Genomic DNA, 24031 nt, shown 5'->3' with positions numbered 1-24031 from the left:
GCGCAATGCTGCAAAGCATCAAGGTGATAGTAGCGGGTGAAAAGACTGTAGGCAAAACTAGCCTTGTAGAGCAATACACCATGGGAAAGTTCAGCGGGCAGTATAGCCACAGCCTTGGCTTAAATGTCACTACGCATATAGCGATGGCTGGTAGTCGCCCTGTAAAGTTGGAACTATGGGATATTGCAGGCGAATATTTTGAACGCACCGAATTTTATCGGGGCGCAGTCGGCTGTATGCTGGTATATGATGTAACCCGTGAGAAAACACTACAACAACTGGCAGTCTGGAATAATATGTGCCGCTCTACCATCCCAAACGCCGGAATTATGGTAGTAGGTAACAAAATAGATTTAGGTTTCCGCTTCCCAGAGAAATGGGCAGAAATATTTGCCAATTACGCGCACGCCCCACATCTGACCGCTTCAGCGCGTAACGGTGAAAATGTCGATCAAATCTTTAGCATGCTTGCCAAACTAGCCATACAATCCATTGAAAAGAAATAGGTTTGCGCCTATGTCCCTCTCAGTAGAAACAGCTATTCTGTTGCCGGGCGAAGTTTTGCTCTGGAAGGGGCAAGATTATCGAGGTGCAAACCGCCAATTTCCCCATTACTATCTTACCGATGAACGTATGCTGGTACAAACCACTAAAATCAGCTATAAAAGTTTCGATTTGTGCCACATACTAGCGGTTGAATTTGAACAGGGCAAAGCCTTTAGCTATCTAACCATCAGTTTTGAACATGGTGAAATCCCCAATCTTACCTTAAAATTGAAAGAGGAAGCCTCTGCGGTGCATCACAAACTGTTGGAGGCACGCGAACGCTCAATTCAACGCGCCTTATCCAACGGTGAAGAAATTCCAAGAGTGGTATATGCTAAACTGCTTCCCTTTTTCTTTTATAATTTCATCAAGCAAAACTCTATTGTATTTTTCTATGCAGGGTTGGCTATATTGGCGGCTTGGTCGAACCATTCCTTTCCCGGCATTTTAGGTTTAGGCTCTTTCTTGCTGTGCCTTCTTTTCTTCTCAACCAGAACAGGGCTGCATTTCCTAGATAAAACCAACAATATGCTTAGAAACTGGGTTTTTAAACTAAATGACTCGGAGAATCTAGTAGTTTCGCGGCGGATAATAATTATGAGCGGAAACCTAATCCTAGGTTTCTGGTGTGTCCTAATTTTGCTAATGTTCCTCAGTGTATTAATAATTTACCCTCAAATGTTTACCAGATAAAGGAGTCTCCAATGTCTGATACACTAACCTCCGTTGCTTTACCGGCTAGTGGTTCATTTGTAGCTACAACCGGGGGCTTACCCGGTATATATATAGTAAATGGTATAAATGTATTCCATGCAATAACGGTTGACCCTTCGGATTTGGGTTTGCTACCTACCAGTGTAAATGTAGATTCGGTACTTTCACCGGATGGAGCCAAGCTGGTTTATCTGATGTCAGATGGGGCGCTTGGTAGCCCGATTCTAAAATTAGCCGATTTAGCTTCGCTGAAAGCAACTGCCATTTTCCAGACTTTCGGGTCTGAACGCTACAGCTACCCGGTTTGGAGTCCTGATGGGGCGCAACTGGCAGTGATAAAATCTACTCCTACCGCCGACCCCTACGGTCAGCCTGTATCCGAAATATGGTTGATTCCGCTCGATGGGAGCCAGCCCACTAAAATATACGGGGATGATGCTGAAAGTATCACGGGGTTTTCTTCTGATGGCAAAAAGCTATATATCAGCAGCAGAGGCTACGGGGTTGGAGCGGCGGCTACTTATGCCGAAATAACGCTTGAGGGGTTTAAAGAACACGAGTTTTTGTTGAGCGATGTACTTGATGGGGTTAATCATAATGCCTATAACCTTATATTATGCAAAATAGGCGATAAAGACGCGCTGATTTACAGCCTTAGCCCTTCTCCTTATCTCCAATCTAACCATGCCACTCCCATAAGAGCAGTAGATGCAAATAGCGGCGCAGAAATATATACCGTTAATCTTGAGTTTGCCGTAACCGATATAAACGCCAGTCCCGACAATAGCCTATTAGCCTTTAGCAGCCGTACTTTCGATGCACAGGGACAAGTCGCTGGAAGTACAGTGTGGACGGTCAAAACCGATGGTTCTGAACAACCTACGATGATTTTATCGGTACAAGCAGATGTAAACTATTTCGATGTGGTTTGCTGGGCGAGCGATAATTCGGGAGTTTTCGCGCAAGTGAGCAGTGGCGTTGAATTCATTGGCTGCGATGGCTCTCGCCGTACCGTAATTGATTGGAATTCTTCATTACAAGTAACCAGCATAGCAGCGGATAGTATTGGTGGAGGGGTCAGCGCTTTCTCAGCTGGGGGCAATGTTGATGTTTTGCTGAGTGTGCCATATATTCATCAGTTACATGATACCGCTCCAAATTTTGACGGCAATTGGGCGTGTGGACCTACTTCTTCCACCATGTTGTTAGCAGCCTATGGGTTGCTCGACCAACGCAATGAAAACTACGAGTGGGGTTTAAGTCCTTACGGCTGGTATATAAGCAACGCTTATACAAATAGGCGAAGCATAAGCATAAATCGAACCCAACCCGACCCCAAAGGGCATTGGGTGGCGGGAGCTTATGGCGCATGTACAAATGGCGGGGATGCTTATGGCGGGTTGGCAGCGGATTTCGTGAGCAAACATGGGCTTGGCGCACGTTCAGTTACTCCTAATCAGGATTTGGTAAAGCAGCAACTACGTAATGGAAAGCCGGTAGTGCTTGGTACTAATGTGCATGGCTTCGGACATGTTATTCTGGTGAAGGGTCTGACCAATGAGGGCAAGTTCATTTGCAATGACCCTTACTGGCGCAAGAAAGGCGGGTCTGACGACATTTACGCTTGGTGGGAGTTTGGGTTCTGCCCTTGGATGCTGCTGGTTGATAATCCTATACCTCAGTCTCCGGTAGTTTCTCCACCGCCTGTAACGCAACCGCAGCCTCCGGCAGTTTCTCCACCACCTATAACGCAACCGCAACAGCCCGCCATACAGGATGGTGTGCCGGCGATTGTGGGAGATGGCACAACGCAAGAGCAGAAAGCGCGTTTCGTAGCAGCTTTCAAACGAAATGGCGGTATTTCCGCGCTTGGCACAGGACAGAATGCTGCGTCACAAGTAGCGCCCCCCGATAACTCGCGCTGGGTACAGGAATTTAACGGAGGCTCTTTTGGACAAGCCCTTATCAGTCTCGATGACCGAAACGACCAGCCAAATGCTTCACCTATACCTGTGCTGCAACCGGCATTTGTCATTGAGGGACAATTCTTGTCAAAATATCGAGATGCTTATAACGGTAGCAATGGACCCCTTGGTTCGGTAATGAGTGATGAATTCACCAATCTTGAGGGGCTTCGTCAGGTCAATTTTGAAGCAGGTTATATAGTATGGGATACGAGCAAAGCGCAACCGAATGATGCCTATGCTTGGGCTGACCAGTTCAACGGTTGGAAAGCAGAATATTTCAATAATCCGGGATTGTTAGGTTCGCCTAGCTTTATCCGTGATGAACCGGATTTGAATTATGACTTTGGAACAAGTGGGCTTGAAGGCGGGAAACTCGGCATCTTCCCAACTAACTTTTCGGCGCGTTGGACAAAAACCGTTGATTTTGACTCTGGCAATTACCGCTTTACCGCTACGATTGATGACGGGTTCCGCCTATTCTTGAACGGGGTAGCTGCAAGCGGAGATAATCCCAATGAATACTGGAGACCTAGCAGCCTTCAAACCTATAGCTTTGATTTTTCGCTGTCTGGACCTGTTACAATTGTGCTGGAATATTTCAATGGAGATAGCAGCAGTGTAGCAAAACTAAGCTGGGATAAAATCGGCTAACTATTGGAGAATGGATAAATAATGCGCGTCATTTCAGGTATAGCCAAAGGGCATACCCTTAAAGGTCCGAAAAGTATGAGTACACGCCCTATGGCTGATAAGGTCAAGGGCGCAGTATATTCAATGCTTTCTAATATTCTGTCACAGCTTGAGCGGGATTGGGGCAGAGTTCTCGACTTGTACGCAGGTACAGGCTCTATCGGGATAGAGGCTCTATCAAGAGGGGCAGAGTGGGCGGATTTTGTAGAAGTTAACGCTGGCACTTGCCGAATCATTTCAGATAACCTTGAACATACCGACTTTGAGCAATTAGCGCGGGTTAACAATCGCAGTGTAACCAGCTTTTTAAATGCGCCACCCTCTAGTGAAAGCAGCCAAAGAAAGCAACGCGCCACCGGAGGGTTGCATCGCCGTAAGGGTGGTAGTTGGCGGGATGCACGTTTGACGCTGGAACTCGAAATTGAGGAGAATCAAAACTCGGTAGCAGAGCAAATAGATATATTAGATGTAGAAGATAACAAATATGATATAATTTTTCTTGACCCGCCTTATGCCGACCCAAAAATTCCTGAAACCATTCAACATGTAGCTAGAAGTGGTTTGCTAAAACCGGGAGGTCTGGTAATAATAGGGCATTCGCCTCGCGTAACGCTGGCTGACAGCTACGAAGGAGGGGGCGCGGACACTGAAAAACCTGATACGTCCTCTGCAACTCTAAAGCGTATCCGGTTTCGCCAACATGGCGATTCTGCTTTCTCTATTTATATGGAGGGAGAGCCACCAACTGAACTTTTAACCGCACCTGACAACGACTAGGAGGAATTAATTCTGTGGTACTGGCGCTCTATCCCGCAAGTTTTGACCCAATAACTTATGGTCATATTGATATTGCAACACGCGCTGCAAAAATATTTGATGAAGTAGTAATTGCCCCTTACGATGCACCTGTCAAAAATTTGCTCTTTTCTACCGAAGAGCGAAAAGCTATGATTATCGAAGCTATAAAGGATGTTCCTAACATCCGGGTGGAGCATTACAAAATGTTGACTACCCATTACGCCCACGAGATTGGCGCACAGGTTATTATTCGAGGGCTTCGTACTGTTAGCGATTTCGATTATGAATTGCAGTTAACCCAGAATTATCGCAATCTTGCGCCTCACATCGAGATTTGCTATTTAATGACTTCACAGAATTTCTCCTATATTGCCAGCAGCATGGTAAAGGAAATCGCACGGCTTGGGGGAGATGTATCTCAGATGGTACCGCCTCACATAGCCACAAAGCTTTACACAGCCTATAATACAGTGCCAATTAAGCTAACTTGAGTTCATAATTGTTGCATAGTATTGTACAATTATGTATAGTACAAATTAGCATAAATGGAAAATAATTATTTATCCCTCTTACAACACCAAGCATGGACATTGATTATTTAATTGACAGGCTTGAAGCCCTAATACGCAATGGCAAAAGAGTTCCGCTCACCGGCAACAAGATTATGATTGATGAGCAGGAATGCTATGATTTGATTGACCAAATGCGTATTACTGTACCCGAAGAAGTTAAAATTGCCAAACGCACCTTGCTTGAGCGTGAGCGTATTCTAGCGGATGCCACTGAAGATGCCCATCACCTCATTGAGCAAGCAGAGCGCGAACGGCAACATATGTTAAGCGAAAAGGGTTTGCTGGCGGAATCGGAACGGCAACGCGAGATAATTATTGGTGTTGCCACCGAAGAGTCGGATGAGATGCACCTGCAAGCACAGTCAATGTATGATGAAGCGGTGGCGCAAGCGCAAGAAATGAGAGAAGGTGCTAACCAATACGCGGTACAGGTACTTCAAGAGTTGGAAACCTTATTGGGTAAGCACTTTGGCATGGTTCAAAATGGTTTGCGTAGCTTTAAAGATCAGGCGGCACAATACCAACAACAAATTGACGAGTATCAAGAGCAATATAAACCGGAGTATGTTTCGCCTGAAAAAGTCGCTCAAAAGAACTCTAATGCCCCTGTCGAAAGCGTAAGGCAACCAGCGCAGCCTACTCCTAATGTAACAAAGAAACCGCAGCAGCCTGTTACATCAAATCAGCCACAACGCCCGCCTCAGCAGCAGCAGCCACAGCCCAATCAGGCGAAACCGCCGGCGCAGCCCAACCCCAAATCTCCAGAAAAAGGCGGGAATTTCTTCAACCCAAACCGGCAACCGGTTCTTAGGGCAGTACCAAAACCGCCCCCCAAAGAACAAGAGCAAGAAAACGAAGACGGGGATTAATCGTCTCAATTAGAAACGAGAAGTGTAGAAATGGATAATTCAGAAGAACAACCTAGGCGTATCCCACGTCAGACTCGCAGCCGTTTTAATTTCAGTTATCCCAATCCTGAACCAAAATCGCTAAATACCGAGTTATCTAGGAATAACGACCGTGAGCTTAGGCGCACAACTCGTTTTCAGAATCGGCAAGCGCATATCATAATTGATAAAAATGGCGACCTGATTTTTAATGTTTCGCAATTATTGCGTTCACATGAAGGCGCGACCCGTAATTATGATGTGCAAACGGCTAAGCTAGAACTCGATGAAACCGAGGGGACAGTTGCTACCAATATAAAAGGGCATGTCCACCTTACCAAAGTAGTACAAGATGTGCTGGTACAGGGAAAATTCGAGGCGGATTCGATGCTAAATTGTGTGCGCTGCTTGAACGATTTCGCCACACATATTGAGTTTGAATTGCAAGATATATATCGCCCCAGCATTGATATAATTACCGGCTTACCGCTAAAATCTGAAGATGGGTTTGATGATGAAAAGTTGGTGATTGACGAAAATCACCTACTGGATTTGGGAGAAGCTTTACGCCAGCAAATTCTGGTAAGTTTGCCCTTGTACCCGCATTGTGGAGAAGATTGCCCCGGTTTATACAGTGAGCTAGAGCGTGTAAATAATGAAGATGCGGAAGTCGAAGAATACACCCCTGCTCCGATTGATGTTCGCTGGTCTGCTTTGAAAAATTTACGGCTGGAAGAATAAAAAAGAAAACGCAGCCTGTTACAGCACGTAATTGACCCTGACTGAATATTGAAAGATACGAGTAGCCCCGTCTGGTAGTTGAAGGCGGGGCTTTTATTTTAAAAGCGTTGCGCCCGCAATTATAGCGCACTATCTAAAAATGCAGTCAATATAAATTTAGAAATCCAATTTTATTTAGACATTTCTAATTTTCAATGAGGAATAATCCCACAAGCTTTTGATTCCTCTCTTTAAGTCAATTATATATGTACTTTCTTATGTGCTTAATTTTATCTGAGCAAGTAGCATGGGTATTTTTTATACGGTCGCGTACATTTTTTAATATCGTTGTAATGTGTTTTGTAATGTAAAATTCATACAATCCTATTATTACAACATTTACTTGTAGATTTTCTTAACTCTAAAATAAATATCTGCAATCTAAAGTAATTCGGGGGAAATTTGTTATAATGCTGCAATGGGCTAGAAATTTTTAATAGTGTTCCTACCTAATAATGCCCATATTATGAGAATCTCACTAATTTATGAACCAATCTGAAGGTATCTCGGTTGTAAAAATCTTAATTATTGGAGTATCTAAAGAAGTAGGTACTCAATTTATTAATTCTATAAATATGTTAAATCCGAGTGCAAGCTTTCAGAAATACGGGGTGCTATTACCGCCAATATTCGACTCACTCAATATTGGCTTTGGCGAACTCAAAATAGACCAGCACACCATGCTTCACTTCTATAATATTCCAAATCTTGAAGTGATAAGCCCTTTTTGGCATATATTAGCTGAAAATTGTATTGCCGATATTTTAGTAATGAATGATTATAGTAATGAGTGCATCCTCGGCGCATCTAAAATTATTAATTTTTATCTTCTAAAACTAAAGATGGTATCGGCAGTTGTTGTCAATAACTCTAAGTCACGGGGAAGCATCCCGCTACAAAGTATTCGTAAGAAGCTGAAATTAGCAAAAGATGTACAGATGTTTGAATGTGACATAGCTAGACCTGACAGTGTAAAAGTTGTTCTTTTAGGATTGCTAGAGCGTATTTACCATCTAAGTAACTGACCAGAAAGATTATACATATGCACTCACCTGAATTAGAACCGGAACATGCTACAGCTGAAGTTGACCCAGAAATAAAGACCGATATAAGCGAGGAGGAACGACTCGCCCTCCAGCTTTCCAGCCATAAGGATAGGATTAAGAAAACCAAATACGCTACTAGGAAAAATTTGGTGCTGGTAAATACTGGTATTGGAAAAGGTAAAACTACAGCCGCTTTTGGAATGTTGGTACGTGCTTGGGGGCAGGGTATGAATGTATGTATGCTCCAGTTTATCAAAGCCAGAACAGCTAATTGGGGTGAAGAAAAAGCCGCTCGAAAAATTGATATTGAAATGATACAGCTTGGGGATGGCTTTACTTGGCTCTCTGAAAATATTGAAAAGGATAAGGAGTTGGCTCGCGCAGGCTGGGAGTTGTGTAAAGAGAAAATTTTGTCCGGGAAGTATGACCTGATAGTGATGGATGAGCTAACTTATATATTGAAGTATGGCTGGCTTGATTGGAATGAGGTGAAAGAGACTTTAGACAATCGCCCAAACCGTACACATGTGGCAATAACCGGGCGATATGCGCCACCGGAATTAATCGAATATGCCGATCTCGTTACGGAAATGACCGAGATTAAGCATCCTTATCATGCCAACATTAAAGCTCAAAAAGGAATTGAGTTTTAAGAGGATAAGTCTGGAAATTCGCGCCGTGATTTTGCCGGTTAGGGGTATAACTTTTTGGAGTCAAACGTGAATCAAACCTTTAGCCACAGATTATTGCCTCAGCTGATAAAAGTTATTGAGAATGAAAAAGCCGAAGGCATGTTGGTCTGTAACCAGAATAACCAAAATTTTATTCATTTGATGTTTCATGAGGGTTGCCTTACTTATATCTGTGGGGGTGTTAGAGAAGCCACTTCAGAAGAATTGCTGTGTGAATTATTGACATGGGAGCAATACACGCTTGAATGGCACAAATTACCATTACTGATAAGCTATAAAAATATTGAGGATGATATAAGAAATGCCTTCATGATGGTTATACAGATTCTGACAAATGATGGCAAGTTCGATAAATTTATTGATTCCCTTCTTTTCGATATAAATCCCCCTGTGGAACAGGATACTATTGCAAATAGCGATACAATTACGCCTGAGACGGTAGAATCTAAACCCACTACCACTCCGGTTGTGGCTGAATTAGACAGCGCAAGCCCAATTGTAAGCAACCCTGAAGTTGTAGAAATTAATGTAAAAGCTCTCGAAAGTATCGTACCAACTTCGGCTACTGCTACGCAAACTTACCAAGTTTTGGAAGTGCCGCAGCAACCAAGCTATCCATATCAGCTGTTAAAAACTAGCTTGCTCTTACCGGAAGGTCAGCGCCAAAACCAATTAGACGCTTTACTGGAAAACCTATCGTTAAAGGAACAACTGGATAGCCTTCAAAGATTCCGTTTTACCGGATATATCTACTATCATTTAGATTCAACTACACATGTTGAAGCCCAACAACAGTATGGATTGGCTCTTTTCTATGATGGGTATAATCTGGATATTGTGTATCACAATGAACATGAAGAAGCGCGATTATTCGGTCAGAACGCATTTGAAAAATTGGATGCTTTTCGATTACACCCTGAAATATATAAAGTTGAGGCTCGCGTACTTAAAGCATATAGAGCGTTGGTTTCAGGTGAGAAGCCTTATCAAGATATAAAAGCCAGTAAAGCCAATCTTACCAAAATACACGAAGCCTTCAAACAATCACGCCAAGATGGAGTAGCCCTTCTTTATTTTGATAGTTTGAAACTTTATTATTTCTTCTTTTACGAAAGGGGCTTGCAAATTGGGATTTACGGACCTGAGCCAAACACGGGCAAATTGCAGTTGCTGACCGGTGCTTTAGCTGTACCACCCAGCGATTCTAAAGCCTTGATTACCGTAATGCTTGCCACACCAATCAAGAAAACTAAACCTGATGCGAAACTTAACCCAATACAACCCAGTAGTGAAGATATAGGAACCATAATCTCCAGACAACTGGATGCCAGCAAAGCAAATCTACCTGAAATTTCAGGTGCAGTAGATTGGGGCGACCTTTTTTCTAAAGTTAAAGATCCGACCGTTTCAACAGAAGCTAGGAGGGAATAAGCTGTGACAGCCGTAATAATGGACATGCGCACTATTGCCAATAACTTGAGGCAGCATCTTCGACAAAATGTAAGCACATTCATCCGCCAATTCAATCAAACGCCCGGATTAGTGGTAATGGCAATGTGTGATGACCGCGCAACAATTGATAATATTCGCTCTCTTTCAAATGTGGCAACCGATGCCGGCATCCATTTTTCAGCTCAACTCTTTCCTAATAACGTTAAAATCCATGAGCTGAGAAAATATATTGAACAACATAATCAGGATACCAGTATTCATGCCATTTCGCTTCAGCTACCCTTGCCTAAACATTTAAACGTGGATGAGGTAGCAAGCTTTATCTCTCCTGAAAAAGATGTTGAGGGTTTGCACCCAACTAATATGGGGCATCTTTTAATGGGCAAGCCCAATCTTGTGCCGTCATCTGCTTTAAGCGCGATTAAATTGCTAGGTCTGTATAATATCAATCCTGCCAGTCGCCACGCCGTAATCGTTGGGCGTAGTTTGGAAGTAGGTCGTCCTTTAGCTTGTTTGTTGACTAAAGCTGATGCCACTGTAACCCTTTGCCATACCCAAACCAACAACTTGCTTGCCCATACCCGCCAAGCTGAAATTCTGATTGTTGCTGTCGGTGAACCGGGTTTGATTAAAGCCGAAATGATTAGACCGGGCGCAGTAGTCATTGATTACGGGTTAAATTATATGTCACGGGATAAAGTGACCGGGGATGTTGAATTTGAAAGAAGCCTAGCCGTGGCAGGCGCAATAACCCCTGTGCCGGGTGGAATAGGTCCTTTGACAAATATCTGCCTTTTGGAAAATGTGTTAAAAGCTGCAAGGGCAATCGCAAGCGTAGAACGACCTAGCCCTAGAGCTATTATTGATTCAGACCCGCTAAAATCGGAGGGGAAGCCCACCCTCGATTACAAACCAAACCAGATACCGCCTATGGCTGTCGTAGGAGCAGCATAAATTGTGAATAACTCAGGCTTAGTTCTACTGTGGGAAATGCTTTCTACCTCTGGAGTCATTTGAAATGAAACTAGAACATTCTAACCTAGCAACCTTACTAATAGAGTGCGAGCAGCAAGGTACTACTGGGCAACTACATTGTCAGAATACCGCCAAACGCTATACCTTATCCCTACGGAAAGGTAAGCTAGTACACGTTGAGGCGGAAGACAATGTTATAACCAATGAAGCTTTCATTTTAAGTGATTTGCTGCGTTGGCAAAACGGTGAGATATGGTTTGAAACTTCTGAAATCGTAACCCCGCATACTATCACCGATGCACAAGAAAAAATCTTCCGTATGGCGTTATCTCTTTTGCACAATGGTGGGAATGAGCCGGATACATGCCGTCAAATTCAGTCTAAACTTGCAGGAGGCACAAAATACCTTCGAGAAAAAAAACCTCCAGTTGACGTACAAATGCCGGAAATAGCTGATACGATAGAGAAACAAAACCTAATTTATACAGAACCACCACTGGCTATAAAAGCTGAGCAAGAGAATGAGAGCTTTGTTCTAACCCACCCGGATGTTGCTGAGATAGAGCAAGTAGAGAACACTCTAAGCTCTACCACAGCGCAAACGGAATTGGTGTTTGAGCTTGACCACATGGAAACAGTCGAGTCGTATTCTGTCGGAGAGCAGCCTGAATTTATACTTGGTCAAAATTTGCAAAATGGTTTGGAAGATACCGCATATGAATTCAGCTTAGACCAAATATTACCAGAACCGGCAGAGCAAATATTAGAAGAGTTGAGCATAAACCCGGAATCGGCGGTTGAAGCAGAACCCCCTATTTCAGAAGAACATCCTGAGTTTGACCTAGAATTGCCTACCGCGCAACCAGTCAACATTAGTGAAACGGGCTATCCTGAATTTAGCTTAGAGAACGGGCTTTTTGCAACGGATACCACTGAAACGCAGACTGAATTTAGTCTAGGCTATGACTCCCCTGCAATTGAAGGTAGCTATCCTGAGTTTAAATTGTCGCACGACCCCGCAACGTCTGATGAATTTAACCTAAATCAGCAATATGCGGCACATAATGATGGGATGGATAAGTTCCAAAGCGAGTTTAAGCGGTTGGAAGGCAACGAGGAGGGAATCCTCAGCCTAGAGGAACCTCAAAACTATGCCAGCACTTCAGATAATTTGCTATACGATAGTAGCGAGCCGTTACCGGAGTTCAGCCTGACACAACCTGATGCTGCCACAAATGAGATGGATGAGCCTGAATTTGCCCTAGGTCCCCAAATACCGGCGGGTATGGTGGCAATTTTTGGCATTGAGGCAATTCACACAAATCCGGTTAAATCAAGTGAAATTCAGGAAATATTTGAAACTCAAGATTCGCTTGTGCAAACTGAACCCGAAGCTACGCAGAAGGCAAGAACTGAATCCGCTAACTATTTGCCAGTATATCAAAAGGCAAGAACTGAGCATGCCGTAACCGCTAGAAATAATTTCACGTTATCTCAGGAATGTTTGCCTCCTTCTACTTTGACGAATTGGGAGCAAGATGGATTGAATAGCATTTCGCAACATGCCTCTAACCCGGATATAAGCTGGATTATCAAGCGGGTGACACAGGTTAAATTAGAAGGCTATTTGGAAATTAATGGGCGAAATCTGAATCCGGCATATTTTTCTAGATTGTATTTCCAAGATGGCAACATTAAATTCCAGAGTTTTGATGATGGCAACCGGCAGTATTTTGGTGAAGCAGCGTTACAACGCTTATACTGTGCGCCTTTGCCCGAACTTTCTGACATCAAAATCGGTAGATGTGCGCCGGGAATACTGGATGCCTACCTGACCACACGAGTACCCGCTCCCAGCAGCTTAACAGGCTTGCAGTGCCAAAACGAAAATATTATGGAACGAATGCTCCGGTTGGTAAAGAACCACTTTACCGGCAGCATTGTTTTCTATAATTCAACCGGGCTAGTCTATTATCTTATGCATGAGGGGCATGGTTTTGGCGGTTATCAATCGCAAGAAAATATGATGACTAGAGTAAACCAGACAATGAATCGGTTTGTGGAAGCGCCAGATACAAAGTATGACATACACCCGGCAATTCCGAAAAAACTACTTGAAGATTGGATGTTCATAGCGGGCTAAAATTTTAAAGGTTAAGGCGGAAAAGAATGAGCATTACGATTGAAACCAAATACGAATTCCATAAATTAGCCTCTATAATTGAGGAGGCTAAAGCCAAGCAGTTCACCGGGCGGTTGCTTTGTCAGCAAGGTGATAAGTTGGCTTATATCTATATGGATGCCGGCAATATTACCCATGCAACCAGTGATGCAGCAATTGGGGAAGAAGCTTTGTATATTTTATTGGGCTGGAATGATGGCACAATAGAATACCAGCACAAAACTTCTGAGCCTGAGTATGATACTAGCTGTAGCATTGACAATCAGCAAGGATTACTCTTTCGAGAGACTTTGCAACTGTTCCAGCCCGCCCCATCCAGTATTGTAATAACTCCGCCGAAAGTTGAAACAATGAGTTATAGCGAAAAACAAATTCCGATTCAAGCCCACGTATCTATGCCTAATAGCGTGAGCAAAGTTGAAGCTCCCCAGAATAATGGAGCAACCGCCCATAACTTTAGTACCACTACTTTTCCGGGTTTGGGTTTGTCCGTTACATTGGCGCAAGAGTCTGCTACACCTGAACTACTCCAATTAGGCGGCAAATCACAGGGAACTGAGATTTCTCGCCAGAAAACAAACCTGCTACCTTTTATCCAACAGGCAATAGCCAACCATTTTACCGGCTTTCTCTTGACCGCTATCAAGATTGAGAATAGAGATGAAAAAAGCCTACTTGTATTGGAAGATGGCACAATCACTTTGGCGCGTTATAGCGCACCCGGCAGTATCCTGACAGGTCAAGCAGCTTTTGATGCCGCGCTTATGTTTGCAAACCTGAGTAACTGGACTCTCAACACCGTTACTTCAAGCGCCAAAGAGCTAAAAGGCTATCGGGCTATTCTGAGTAATATTATTGCCCAGAATAACCTTCACGCTACACCCGAAATCATAATGAAGCTGGCTCAGGAATCAATTCAGCAAAAATCCTCTGTTATCTTGAAACTTCATACCCCCTCTCGCACGCTTTATTACCTAATCATTGAAGGCGAGGCGTTGGGTTGTTACGAAGCGTTGAATAACACCCTCGAAAAAACCGAAGTGTTGTTTGTGCAAATGCTGAATGAGGTCGGCGTGAAACTTGATATGCTGAGTGTTCCAGATACAGAGAAAATTAGCATAGCTTCGCTACAACCTATTCAGGCTCTAGGAGCAAGCATGAACGGCAAGGCTACCATAAAAAACCCAGAAGTGGCTCTGCCGGGTTTGATGGCTTCTAGCCCTACTCCAGAAACGGTAGGCAATTACGCTACAACTAAAGAGTCCGCAGAGGAACTACCGGTAGATTGGGGAAACGTTAAAGAAAAGGGGCGACGACCTTATTCTAATTTGACTGCCAGCCAGCAAAACTTTAATGGACTACGCCGCGCCTTTGAAAAAGATGCCTATACCGGGATTATCGAGGTAAAAGGTATAGGTCAGGAATTGTACTACCTTATTGAGCAAGGTGTTCCTTTGGGTTTGTTCAAATTTGACCAGCAGACTAAAAACTATATTCCCTCAAATTTCACGATTTTACAGGCATTAGCCAAACCTGAGAACCACTTGAATGTTTATTTGGAACAAAAGCGGGTATCGCCTCAGCAATATTATGAGTTGTATCTTGCTGCGCTTGAAGCTGGCTCATTCAATCAAGCAGTGCAGGTAGTACAACAAGCGCTTAGAGATGGTGTAGTCCATGAAACCATTTACGATGCAGTTTTTACCAGGGCGATGCGCCAAGTAGGGACGCTTTGGGAGAAAGGGAAAATGACCGTAGCGCAGGAACATTTGGCTTACGGTATTACAGAATATTGCCGCAGTTTGGTACTTAGCAGTAAATCCGGTATGCCATCAAAGCGAATCGGGAGCGCATTGTTAACCAGCGTGAGCGGCAATACCCATACCCTCGGTTTAAGCTTGCTAGGCGATGCCTTGCGTTGGGCGGGTTGGGAAGTTTACCCACTAAATTCGGAGTTGCCTGAGTTAGAAATCGTGGACGCAGCCAAGCGACATAAAATAGATATGGTTTGTTTGTCAGTCTCCCTACCGGGGCAAATTTTCCGAGCCATCAAAGCCATTCGGGCGTTGCGTCAGAGCGGTTGGAATGGCATCATTGAGGTAGGAGGGGCAGCTATTTACAATAACCCGAATGCGTTACAAAGTATTGGGGCTGATATTCTTGGGAGCGATGTGGAAAGTACGGTGGAGCAAACCACTCGGCTCATGGAGCAGCGGTTAGCCAACCAACAGAATTAAAGTTGTATGGTGAAATATGGTAAATCGAAAGATAGAATCCTCAGCTGATGAACTCAAAGCTGAAGTTGGGGAATTATTAAAAAATTATCGTTGTGACCGTGAAGCCTCAACGAAAATGCTACATCAGCACATCCAAGAGGATAACTTAAATCTGCGCGAAAATACAAGCAATTATTTGAAGGATTTAGCGAATGCTAGGCTTGAAAATAGCCGTAATCAATCGGGAAGTTTGAAGGCAGAAACAGTTCAGCGCAAGCAAGATATTGCCAACTATCTTGGCAATTTAAAGCAAAAACGGCTGAATATGAGAACAAACGCTCATCATGTGCATGAAACTCTTTGTAAGGAAGTTGTTGCAACTTCTCCATTGCCCTTGCCTATTGTCGAAGAACAGCCCAAAGAAGAGCCTATTCAGTTAGCTGAATTGGTTTATTATCTCTTAACAAACGATTCTGACCGGATTAGATTGGCTGATTTAACGGAATATTTCGGTTCTGACCGGGTAGAGAAATCTTGGGATGATTTGTTAATTATGGCGGAGGAACTTCGACCCGGCAGTAAAAAAGAACTGGCACGACAGCACCGCAGAAGCCTTAACACAAAAGCGAAATAAGGAGTTATAACTATGCTACCATCTCAAATTAATCTAAACCTAAACTTGAATTATCCTGCTCTCGCTGCTGCCTTAGAACAAAATGCTGAAGCACTTGAAGTGGAGTTGGCAGAGCGTTTGCTGGAATCGGGTGTATTTGCTCAATATGCTTCTGCGAGCATTGCCAATACTGTTTCCAACCAGATGGTTTCATTAATCACGGTCAGCTTATTGATTGGCGACCTCACGCCTTTCTATAATATCGTTATCTGGGAATGCAATGCCGTTATGAATAATCAAGGCTTTTTCAAACGGGATAGCGATATGTCTATGATTAATATCTTTCAAAGTATTTTATTAGATCGGCTTGACCCTAACTTGGCAGGCGATATTCAGGCATTGTCTAACCAGATGCGCTCAATCTTCGAGTATAGCTGGCGGGAAATAGTTACCGGGATGCAAATTAAGCCTACCGTCTAAGCAGAGGACGAAATCCCATTTCTGCCCGAATCCCTATTCTAACCGCGCAACTTGGGGTACTTACAAGATTTAGGGCAGAAGCGACGCTAAGGAAAAAAACCACAAGCTTTCGAGCAAATAGATACGGCAAGCTATCAGAATTTATATAATCTCGCCCCCAATGCTGGTTTTTCAGTTTTATGTTTATGGACACTCAAATTCTTTTCGAAAGTTCCATCAAGTGCCATGCATGGTGGCTCTCTGGTCGCTAGAAGCCTTGACCAACGTTCCCGCTGGGAGACCACGAAGTGTTTGAGAGTGGCAGTGGGTTAGTCACTTGCACCTGCCTTATTCCAAACGAATAACATTTGTTGTCGCTATTTTTGGGGTCTAATTCTTTGGGTATTGAACACCCTTCCCGCGAATGGAACTCAAGCAAGTTATCACCAACATTTAGATTAGTGCTTTCCAAAGTTATATTTATTACTTTTCCGGGAGTATCCATTTTGATGGTCTGAATCAATTTGCCATTTAGCCTGATTTCCATAGTTAGCGGTTTGAGAAGCGCTAATGCTGAAATGTTGATGGTTTGTAAACCTACCTCTGGAGAACTGATAATTAGCTGTCCATCCTGTACTACCTCCCTTTCTAGCACTCCCTTTTTAGCCTGTAATAACCCAACCCAGCCATCTCCGAGCTTATAATGAAAAGCGCTATTGTCGAGGCTTGAGTTGGATTTAATCTGCCATGCCATTAGTCGTTCTTCTATATTATTGTAGAAAGGGTTGCCGAGATTATTGTTTAAAAAGTTTTTCATCCATTCCATTTTTTCAGATTTTACAGATTGGTCATCATGTAATACCACATATCTGACCTTATTTCGTTGTAATCCTTGCAGCATGCTTTCCACAGGGAAAATATCACCTTGTTGAGCGGCGGCAGTTCCGGCTAATTCAATATTATAAAAACTTCCAGTATATGGTAAGTTTTGCATTGATGTAATCATACGGTCACTGATTCTGGGCGCATAGGCGCCAACAAGTGGTCTGTTATGAATGGTTTGGAAAAACAAATCCGAACCTCGCAAAGGAATATCCGGTAGATTTAACACCAGTCCATCAATTTTATCTTGAACCATCTGGTAATAAAGCGAAGGAATCTTTACTTGACTTGATGGGTAAGGCAAACTTACGTAAGCCTGTTCTATCAGGGAAAAGCCCAGTATTGCCAGCAATAACACATTTAAAATAATTCGCCCACTAATAGATCGGCTGAAACTAGAACGCAAAATTGCATTAAGCGCCATAGCTGCCGGAATTAACAGAGCTAAAAGTGTAACCAATCCGAGACGAACGGGCGCACGAAAGTTGGAGAGAAGTGGCAAACGATAGAGCGCCGAATAAAAAGGCAATGACACATCAGGTTCACCACCGATATATAACCGCGGTCCTAAGCTCAGCAAAAAAGTAACGAGAGCTAGAGCTACCCAGAATAAGCTTTTTATGTTTCGGTTTTTTCTGAAAGCGAAACATAAAGCTCCTAATACCAAAGTAGTGTAACCAAGAAAAATATTCTTTTCATTATAAAACTCCATTCCTTTGTAGATACTCTGTGTAGTTTTGCCAAAGAAGGGATTGCTATAACTTGGTACTATGAATGCCAATAAGTCAGCCGAGATTTGTTCCGTAGAGATTTCTGCGGTGTATCGAGTGCTAGACTGTACATCCGCATCAACAATCAGATATGTAATCAAAAAATGAGATAACAACGCCAGTGTTACTAATCCTACAACTCCGCTTAATATAAGATTGCGTGGGGTTGTAAACCAACTGAAGTTTTTAATTAGCATACCAGCAAAAAAAAGAATACCAAATGGAATCAAAAAATAAGCCAGATAATAGGCATCGGTGAGTGGAACCAACGCGATACCTATCCCGGCTAATAGTCCTGTTTTTAGTGACGGTTTGCGAAAAAAGACAATCACAGACCATGCACAGAAAGGTAACCACTGGATTGCAGCAAGATTTAGATGCCCTTCGGTTCTGAAAAAATGGTAAGAAGAAAAAGTGTAGATAAAACCTGCCACAAAACTGGCTCGTTTGCTTTCAACGAACAACCCAGCTAACAGGTACATGGTAAACCCGGCAAAGATGAAATTCAGTGCCATCAGCAAGTTATATGCCCCAAGTGGGCTGAGAAACCATTGGAACACCCACCCTACCACCCAGTTATAGTATGTCCATACAAATATCTGAGTTGAAGGAAGCAAGCCAAACAACATATCGGTATAGGCGGGGTTCTGTCCAGTTTCCAGCGCTCTTTTAAACCACCAGAGACCCCATATGTGTTGCATGCTATCACCTTCGGAACTTGAGCCTAGTACCCAATCATTCAGGTGGAAAATTATGGGGTGAGTAACTGCTAATGTAATAAGGGTGTAAAGAAACAGAGCAATCAACCAATGATATTGCTTTATTATCGGGTTTTGTAAAAGTGGATAATTGAGACGCTTTGCCTCTGCGGAAGGCGACATTAGTTTGAGAGAACGGTTATACCAACCTTTTCTCGCCAACTTAGTATTGACTTGTTTTAGAAAGCTTAACAGCTTTTCCCATAAACTCTTTGAATGAGGTGTGCCAAAAGGTAGAGAAAGCCCAAAGTAGGCAAAAAGTAGAAACAAATACGCAGAACTGGTAATCCAAACTGGACGAGTAAGCCCTGAAATTGAACCGGTACGAAAAATTAAAAGCAGAAGGGCTATCAAAAGTAAAAACGCCCCAGTTATACAAAAGCCAATGGTTAGATACCCCGCCACTTTAATTTCATATCGCTTTGAAAGAAAATGTGAAAATAATATGGAACATGCGAGTATTGGTAAAAGCCAGAATAGCCATATACGGTTAGAAAGGGGAGTCCAAGCCGCGGTATTATCTACAGTAATGAAACTTAACATCGCGCCTAGGTCTCTGGTATCATTAACTAGGCTGAAAGTTTCGGTATGCAATTCAATAAGTAGACTATTTGAAGATAATTCTGATGGAATTGCTTTTATGGAGAGTGCCTGGAAATTGTGATTTGTAGAATCTGGAAGTAGTTGTCCAACGGGTACATTGTTAATCAAAACTGTTACCGGGACGTTCTTACCACCTGCAAATGAAGCACTTTTTAGACCAAAAGTTATAATTAAAGGATTTTTGTATTCTTGGTGTGGTAAGTACAGACTGGCATTATCTTTAGTCCAAGAAAAAACATTGCCTAACTCATCAACTTGAGGCCAGTAAAACCCAGTAGAATTAGAATCTAGTGTAGCCAACTTGGCAGCCGTATATTTTATTATTAAGTTTGGTTGAATCCAATATAAAGTTGAATATATAAATATAGCAGATATCAGAAATAATAAAGTGACTCGCCTTTTTTTTCTAATAGGCTCAGAATGAGGTGTGCTATTTTTAAGAATAGCGTCTAGTATATCCAAAGGAATCTGCCCTTTTTAATATGACCAAGTTTTGTGATAACGCTGCACGAATTCATCCTAATTGCAAAAGAACCTCAAAAAAAGCCTTACTTAACATCATTTTAACATACTGGTTAATTTTTATTAGTGCCTTTATCAGTGTTTCGATGCCACCCACGTTATCTTAAAAACCCCGCGTATAACCGCAATTCGCTACTGAGGCGGAAAATCGCTTTGCCAAGAGGTTGAATTCGCCAATTGTAACAATTATTATTCTCTGAATCACCCTGCTTCTATTGACAAGTCAAACCCAATAGCGGTTAAATAGTGGTAAAAAGAGCTACTAATTGTTCATGTATTAGAGAACAGGCAATCGTAGTTCGAAAACATCACAACTTTAACTCAAAACTGAGGAGATTGGAATAAAAAATGCCAGCTATTTCTCACAAGTATCTTGAAAAACTGAGGAAAGAGGTTGCCGCTTTCGAGCAATGGCTTGCCCAAACTCAAGCAGCGAAAGATGGCAGCGCCAGTCCAGCCAATTTGCGAGATGCCTTTACCAAAGCTAACTCGATTTATATAAAGGCGCTTGAATTGTACCGTACCACTTCTGAGGATAATTCTGAGCCGGATGAACAAGGCGAACGAATTATTACTTCCGGCTAGACTGCCGGATGTATCGCCTTATTACCCGCTACACTCGCTGATTAGCAAATTAACACTATACACTTTACCCGTGAGGTAATAGAATTTGTTGCCGACAAAACCGGCAGGTTATAAATCGGTTCAAGCTTACCGGCAAACTCTAGAAAAAGCGCTACCGCCGTCAATCGTTGTTGCGTTACTGGTGATGGTGCTGCTTTTTCTGATAAATCTCCTGCGTCCTCCTATGGCGCTGGATATTGGCGCTGAGAATCATTTAGATAGACTGTACCTAAACGTGGGTGATGGCGGCTTTTATGAACCTGAAACCCAAAACAGCACAACCCCGGAAACGGATAAGCACGACCTTACCTACCGTTGGGCAGGACAAGTTGCCTACTTGAATCTACCTTGGCCGCTTGATTCTGTGCCACTTAAGCTGACGCTGCGCCTCTCTGCGCCCCGACCAGACCGCCCTCCCGACCAAACCGGAGTTAGTTTGAATGTAACTGGGCAGATTGAATACAACCAATATAATTTCGGTTCGCACAATATAGCAGGCTATTACGATGGGCGAGACTATATTCTAACCCTTCCGTTGCATATTCGCCCAACCCTCGAATATTTACGGCTCAGATTTGAATCCAGCAACGCCTATACTCCCGGTAGCGGTGATACTCGCAGCCTTTCCACAATCTTTTTTCAAACAAAAATAGAGCCGGATTATAGCAATTTCGGGCTAGAAGGCTGGCTTTCTACTCTGTGGGAGCCGGGCTTGCTGGCAATAATTTGCCTATGCTGCTGGGGTATCGCCCGTTTGCTGGGTATGAAAAATAAATGGGCGCTGTTGCTGGAAGCTATCGCCGGAACAATATTGCTGGCAGGGTTGCTTATTACCCCGCTGGCGCTTAAACCCTATCTTTCCGCATGGGGTTTTATTCTTCCCATCAGTTGGCTATTGCTGTGGTTGGCAGGTTTATTTTCAAAACGCGCCCCGAAATTACCTGCCCCGTTTGTATATTCCGCCACCCTCTACATTCTCATCCCGCTGGCACAATTTGCTTTTCTGCGTCTCCATCTCTACAGTTTAAACCCTTCCTCACTTACTTCAGGGGTTTTTACCGGAGCGCTGCTTTTTAGCGCGGGTATGTACAATTCGCACAACCTGAGACCAGAAGATAACTCACCTGATGGACTGACTACTTTTGAACGTTGGTTTTCCCGTGCAATGCTGGCAGCAGCTTTCATTTCTTTTCTCTACAATCAGATATATACGTTTCAAGTTGACCCATTTCGAGGGGTGGAGTTCCGCAGCCATTATGTGACGTTGTTAAACAGCCAGAATGGGCGCAATTTATATGACCTTGACCGTTTACTCAGTCAACCTTCCGTAGCGCCACGCTTACCCCCCTCCTATGCCGCTCTGTTCTTGCCACTAATCCAGTTGTTCGGCACAGATCAGCAAATAGCGCTACAGTTTTGGAGGGTTATAAATTTGCTATTGCTTGTACCCACGCTGCTACTTTTATTGCGCCTGTTCGGACAGAATTCGGGCAAAATTCACTTTCGCGCCCCTGTGCTGTTTCTGACGTTGAGTTTCAGTCCCGTAACCGATACCATCGGCTTTGGACAAGTAAACACAATTGCGCTGCTGGGCTTATTGCTGGCGTTGCTGAAAATAAATGAGAAGCGTAACGTTATGGCAGGTTTATATCTGGCTATTCCGTCAGGGCTGCTTCTATTTCCGGCTGTACTTTCATTGTATTTCGTTCTCACCAAACGCTGGCGCGGTCTGGTGAGTTTGGGAATAGGTTTTTTGGGAGTGGGGTTGTTAGGAATAATGGCAATGGGTTGGGACAATGTCAATCTATATTTCAGAGCCGTTGGTATTATCCTGACCAGACCGGACATGGATATTTCTAATCAGTCAATCTTCGGGGCATTGGCGCGATTGAGCGTTCCCGAAATAACCTTGAGCTACCGAGGTGAATATCCTTTCTGGGCATTGCTTACGGGATATGTCTGCTCATTTGGGCTAATCGCTTTCACCATTAGGCGGCTATGGCAAATCCGGCACGAGGTGGAGAATCCATCTACGGCAAGGTTACTGCCCGGTGTACTTATTCTGACCGGACTGATTGTGCCGCCTATTGCTCTGATGAATAATGAAATGTTGGCGTTACCCGCATTAGCGCTCTTATTGCAAGTATTGAGCAACGCAAAGACCCCGCGCTGGCAGTTATTAGTATTTGGGGTATGCTTCGGGCTGTTAGGATACGGCAGTACCTATGATTTCTTTCCGGGTGAAGCGGTAGGACTGGCGCGACTCGGCGCCAGTTATCGCCTTGCCGCGCTGCTAATCCTGTGGGGCTTGTACCTGTGGCTGATTAAGCGACAAAAGGAGGCAAAGAATTACTATGATTAACCTCTCTCAAACTTCGAGCTTTCTACACCGTTCTTTGAGGCAGCAAACTTTACACAATCTATCAGTCTGCAGGCACAACAAATAAATTTCGTAGCATACCCAACCCCTCAATCTCTACTTCACACACATCACCGGGTTGCAGATAACGGGGAGGGTTGAGAGTAAAGCCGACTCCCGGAGGCGTTCCGGTCAAAACAACATCGCCCGGTTCAAGGGTGATGCCATCGCTGAGAAACGCCACCAGCGCGGGAATCTTGAAGATAAGTTGCGCGGTGTTTGAATCCTGTCGGGTCTGTCCGTTTACTCGGCACTGGATTCGCAGATTATGGGGGTCGGCAATTTCATCACGAGTGGCAATATAGGGACCAAGCGGACAGAAACCGTTAAGCGATTTGCCGCGCACCCACTGGCTTTGCGAGAATTGCAGGTCGCGTGCGCTCACATCGTTGGAGCATAGATAGCCCGCGATATACTCGAAGGCGTTTTCCTCTTTTACCTGATAGGCGGTTTTACCTATTACAAAAGCTAACTCTGCCTCATAATCCACCCGCTGAGTAGCTTTATCCACTATGATTTCGTCAGTCGGGCCCGCCAGCGTGTTGTGCCATTTGGAGAAAATAACCGGCTCAGTGGGTACTTGCGCCTTAACCTCAAGCACATGATCCATAAAATTCAAGCCTATGCAAATTATTTTACCGGGCGTTGGCAGTGGATTATGTAAAGTAACCTCGTCTAAATCCGGTAATGTCGTTACATCTAACGCATTTATTTCGTTTAACATCTGCTCAAGTTGGGCATCGCTCAGGTCATTATAGCCGCCGGAAACAGGCGCAACCTTCTGACCGCTTGCGGTCTCTATTATAGCCCCGCGCTGTGGGCGAAGATTTTTCTTGACGCTAAAGCTCACCAGCTTCATAAATA

19 protein-coding genes are annotated in these 24031 nt (G+C 43.7%); 17 read left to right on the top strand and 2 right to left on the bottom strand.

Annotated elements, in window-relative coordinates; genetic code table 11:
• Positions 1-5: 5 nt before the first annotated feature.
• From WCK19_RS11320 to WCK19_RS11250, 15 genes are all read left to right on the top strand, one after another.
• Positions 6-506: a GTP-binding protein gene (locus WCK19_RS11320; RefSeq protein ID WP_342397490.1), complete on the top strand. Its 501-nt coding sequence runs from the start codon at positions 6-8 to the stop codon at positions 504-506.
• A gap of 10 nt (positions 507-516) precedes the next feature.
• Complete coding sequence (locus WCK19_RS11315; protein WP_342397489.1) at positions 517-1239, top strand: hypothetical protein; 723 nt, start codon at positions 517-519, stop codon at positions 1237-1239.
• Positions 1240-1250: 11 nt separating this feature from the next.
• Positions 1251-3878 (top strand): C39 family peptidase, encoded by a 2628-nt coding sequence (locus tag WCK19_RS11310; RefSeq protein ID WP_342397488.1) that lies wholly within the window; start codon positions 1251-1253, stop codon positions 3876-3878.
• A gap of 21 nt (positions 3879-3899) precedes the next feature.
• Complete coding sequence (locus tag WCK19_RS11305; RefSeq protein ID WP_342397487.1) at positions 3900-4694, top strand: RsmD family RNA methyltransferase; 795 nt, start codon at positions 3900-3902, stop codon at positions 4692-4694.
• 14 nt (positions 4695-4708) lie between these two features.
• Complete coding sequence (gene coaD / locus WCK19_RS11300; RefSeq protein WP_342397486.1) at positions 4709-5206, top strand: pantetheine-phosphate adenylyltransferase; 498 nt, start codon at positions 4709-4711, stop codon at positions 5204-5206.
• Between the two features lie 92 nt (positions 5207-5298).
• Positions 5299-6156, top strand: a complete 858-nt coding sequence (locus WCK19_RS11295) for a hypothetical protein (protein ID WP_342397485.1) — start codon at positions 5299-5301, stop codon at positions 6154-6156.
• A 30-nt stretch (positions 6157-6186) separates the two neighbouring features.
• Entirely contained in the window at positions 6187-6915 is a 729-nt protein-coding gene (locus tag WCK19_RS11290; RefSeq protein ID WP_342397484.1) for a DUF177 domain-containing protein, read from the top strand.
• 524 nt (positions 6916-7439) lie between these two features.
• On the top strand, positions 7440-7979 hold the full coding sequence (locus WCK19_RS11285; RefSeq protein WP_342397483.1) for a hypothetical protein: 540 nt from the start codon (positions 7440-7442) through the stop codon (positions 7977-7979).
• A 17-nt stretch (positions 7980-7996) separates the two neighbouring features.
• Entirely contained in the window at positions 7997-8653 is a 657-nt protein-coding gene (gene cobO, locus WCK19_RS11280; protein ID WP_342397482.1) for a cob(I)yrinic acid a,c-diamide adenosyltransferase, read from the top strand.
• Between the two features lie 66 nt (positions 8654-8719).
• Positions 8720-10123 (top strand): hypothetical protein, encoded by a 1404-nt coding sequence (locus WCK19_RS11275; RefSeq protein WP_342397481.1) that lies wholly within the window; start codon positions 8720-8722, stop codon positions 10121-10123.
• 3 nt (positions 10124-10126) lie between these two features.
• Positions 10127-11098, top strand: a complete 972-nt coding sequence (locus WCK19_RS11270; protein WP_342397480.1) for a bifunctional 5,10-methylenetetrahydrofolate dehydrogenase/5,10-methenyltetrahydrofolate cyclohydrolase — start codon at positions 10127-10129, stop codon at positions 11096-11098.
• A 64-nt stretch (positions 11099-11162) separates the two neighbouring features.
• Positions 11163-13262, top strand: coding sequence for a DUF4388 domain-containing protein (locus WCK19_RS11265; protein WP_342397479.1), 2100 nt, complete (start codon positions 11163-11165; stop codon positions 13260-13262).
• Positions 13263-13288: 26 nt separating this feature from the next.
• Positions 13289-15538 (top strand): cobalamin-dependent protein, encoded by a 2250-nt coding sequence (locus tag WCK19_RS11260; protein ID WP_342397478.1) that lies wholly within the window; start codon positions 13289-13291, stop codon positions 15536-15538.
• Positions 15539-15554: 16 nt separating this feature from the next.
• Positions 15555-16151: a hypothetical protein gene (locus WCK19_RS11255; protein ID WP_342397477.1), complete on the top strand. Its 597-nt coding sequence runs from the start codon at positions 15555-15557 to the stop codon at positions 16149-16151.
• Positions 16152-16163: 12 nt separating this feature from the next.
• Complete coding sequence (locus tag WCK19_RS11250; protein ID WP_342397476.1) at positions 16164-16610, top strand: hypothetical protein; 447 nt, start codon at positions 16164-16166, stop codon at positions 16608-16610.
• A gap of 247 nt (positions 16611-16857) precedes the next feature.
• Here WCK19_RS11250 and WCK19_RS11245 read toward each other — a convergent pair whose 3' ends face one another.
• Positions 16858-19047, bottom strand: a complete 2190-nt coding sequence (locus tag WCK19_RS11245) for a hypothetical protein (RefSeq protein WP_342397475.1) — start codon at positions 19045-19047, stop codon at positions 16858-16860.
• A 1425-nt stretch (positions 19048-20472) separates the two neighbouring features.
• Here WCK19_RS11245 and WCK19_RS11240 point away from each other — a divergent pair.
• Both WCK19_RS11240 and WCK19_RS11235 read left to right on the top strand, forming a co-directional pair.
• Positions 20473-20709, top strand: a complete 237-nt coding sequence (locus WCK19_RS11240) for a hypothetical protein (RefSeq protein WP_342397474.1) — start codon at positions 20473-20475, stop codon at positions 20707-20709.
• Between the two features lie 85 nt (positions 20710-20794).
• On the top strand, positions 20795-23110 hold the full coding sequence (locus WCK19_RS11235; protein ID WP_342397473.1) for a glycosyltransferase family 87 protein: 2316 nt from the start codon (positions 20795-20797) through the stop codon (positions 23108-23110).
• 61 nt (positions 23111-23171) lie between these two features.
• Here WCK19_RS11235 and WCK19_RS11230 read toward each other — a convergent pair whose 3' ends face one another.
• A complete protein-coding gene (locus WCK19_RS11230; RefSeq protein ID WP_342397472.1) occupies positions 23172-24026 on the bottom strand; it encodes a fumarylacetoacetate hydrolase family protein in 855 nt (284 codons plus the stop codon).
• Positions 24027-24031: the final 5 nt, after the last annotated feature.

It is taken from the genome of Candidatus Chlorohelix sp., assembly GCF_037138995.1.
Classification (GTDB): domain Bacteria; phylum Chloroflexota; class Chloroflexia; order Chloroheliales; family Chloroheliaceae; genus Chlorohelix.
The sequence above is the reverse complement of the archived record's forward strand: the minus strand, read 5'-3'. Positions and strand labels throughout refer to the sequence as shown.

What these genes read in the sequence shown, in the direction of transcription:
- WCK19_RS11310 (WP_342397488.1), top strand. Translation starts at nt 1,251, where the DNA reads ATGTCTGATACACTAACCTCCGTTGCTTTACCGGCTAGTGGTTCATTT.
- WCK19_RS11315 (WP_342397489.1), top strand. Translation starts at nt 517, where the DNA reads ATGTCCCTCTCAGTAGAAACAGCTATTCTGTTGCCGGGCGAAGTTTTG.
- WCK19_RS11285 (WP_342397483.1), top strand. Translation starts at nt 7,440, where the DNA reads ATGAACCAATCTGAAGGTATCTCGGTTGTAAAAATCTTAATTATTGGA.
- WCK19_RS11250 (WP_342397476.1), top strand. Translation starts at nt 16,164, where the DNA reads ATGCTACCATCTCAAATTAATCTAAACCTAAACTTGAATTATCCTGCT.
- WCK19_RS11265 (WP_342397479.1), top strand. Translation starts at nt 11,163, where the DNA reads ATGAAACTAGAACATTCTAACCTAGCAACCTTACTAATAGAGTGCGAG.
- WCK19_RS11290 (WP_342397484.1), top strand. Translation starts at nt 6,187, where the DNA reads ATGGATAATTCAGAAGAACAACCTAGGCGTATCCCACGTCAGACTCGC.
- WCK19_RS11295 (WP_342397485.1), top strand. Translation starts at nt 5,299, where the DNA reads ATGGACATTGATTATTTAATTGACAGGCTTGAAGCCCTAATACGCAAT.
- WCK19_RS11305 (WP_342397487.1), top strand. Translation starts at nt 3,900, where the DNA reads ATGCGCGTCATTTCAGGTATAGCCAAAGGGCATACCCTTAAAGGTCCG.
- WCK19_RS11320 (WP_342397490.1), top strand. Translation starts at nt 6, where the DNA reads ATGCTGCAAAGCATCAAGGTGATAGTAGCGGGTGAAAAGACTGTAGGC.
- cobO (WP_342397482.1), top strand. Translation starts at nt 7,997, where the DNA reads ATGCACTCACCTGAATTAGAACCGGAACATGCTACAGCTGAAGTTGAC.
- WCK19_RS11230 (WP_342397472.1), bottom strand. Translation starts at nt 24,026, where the DNA reads ATGAAGCTGGTGAGCTTTAGCGTCAAGAAAAATCTTCGCCCACAGCGC.
- WCK19_RS11240 (WP_342397474.1), top strand. Translation starts at nt 20,473, where the DNA reads ATGCCAGCTATTTCTCACAAGTATCTTGAAAAACTGAGGAAAGAGGTT.
- WCK19_RS11260 (WP_342397478.1), top strand. Translation starts at nt 13,289, where the DNA reads ATGAGCATTACGATTGAAACCAAATACGAATTCCATAAATTAGCCTCT.
- WCK19_RS11255 (WP_342397477.1), top strand. Translation starts at nt 15,555, where the DNA reads ATGGTAAATCGAAAGATAGAATCCTCAGCTGATGAACTCAAAGCTGAA.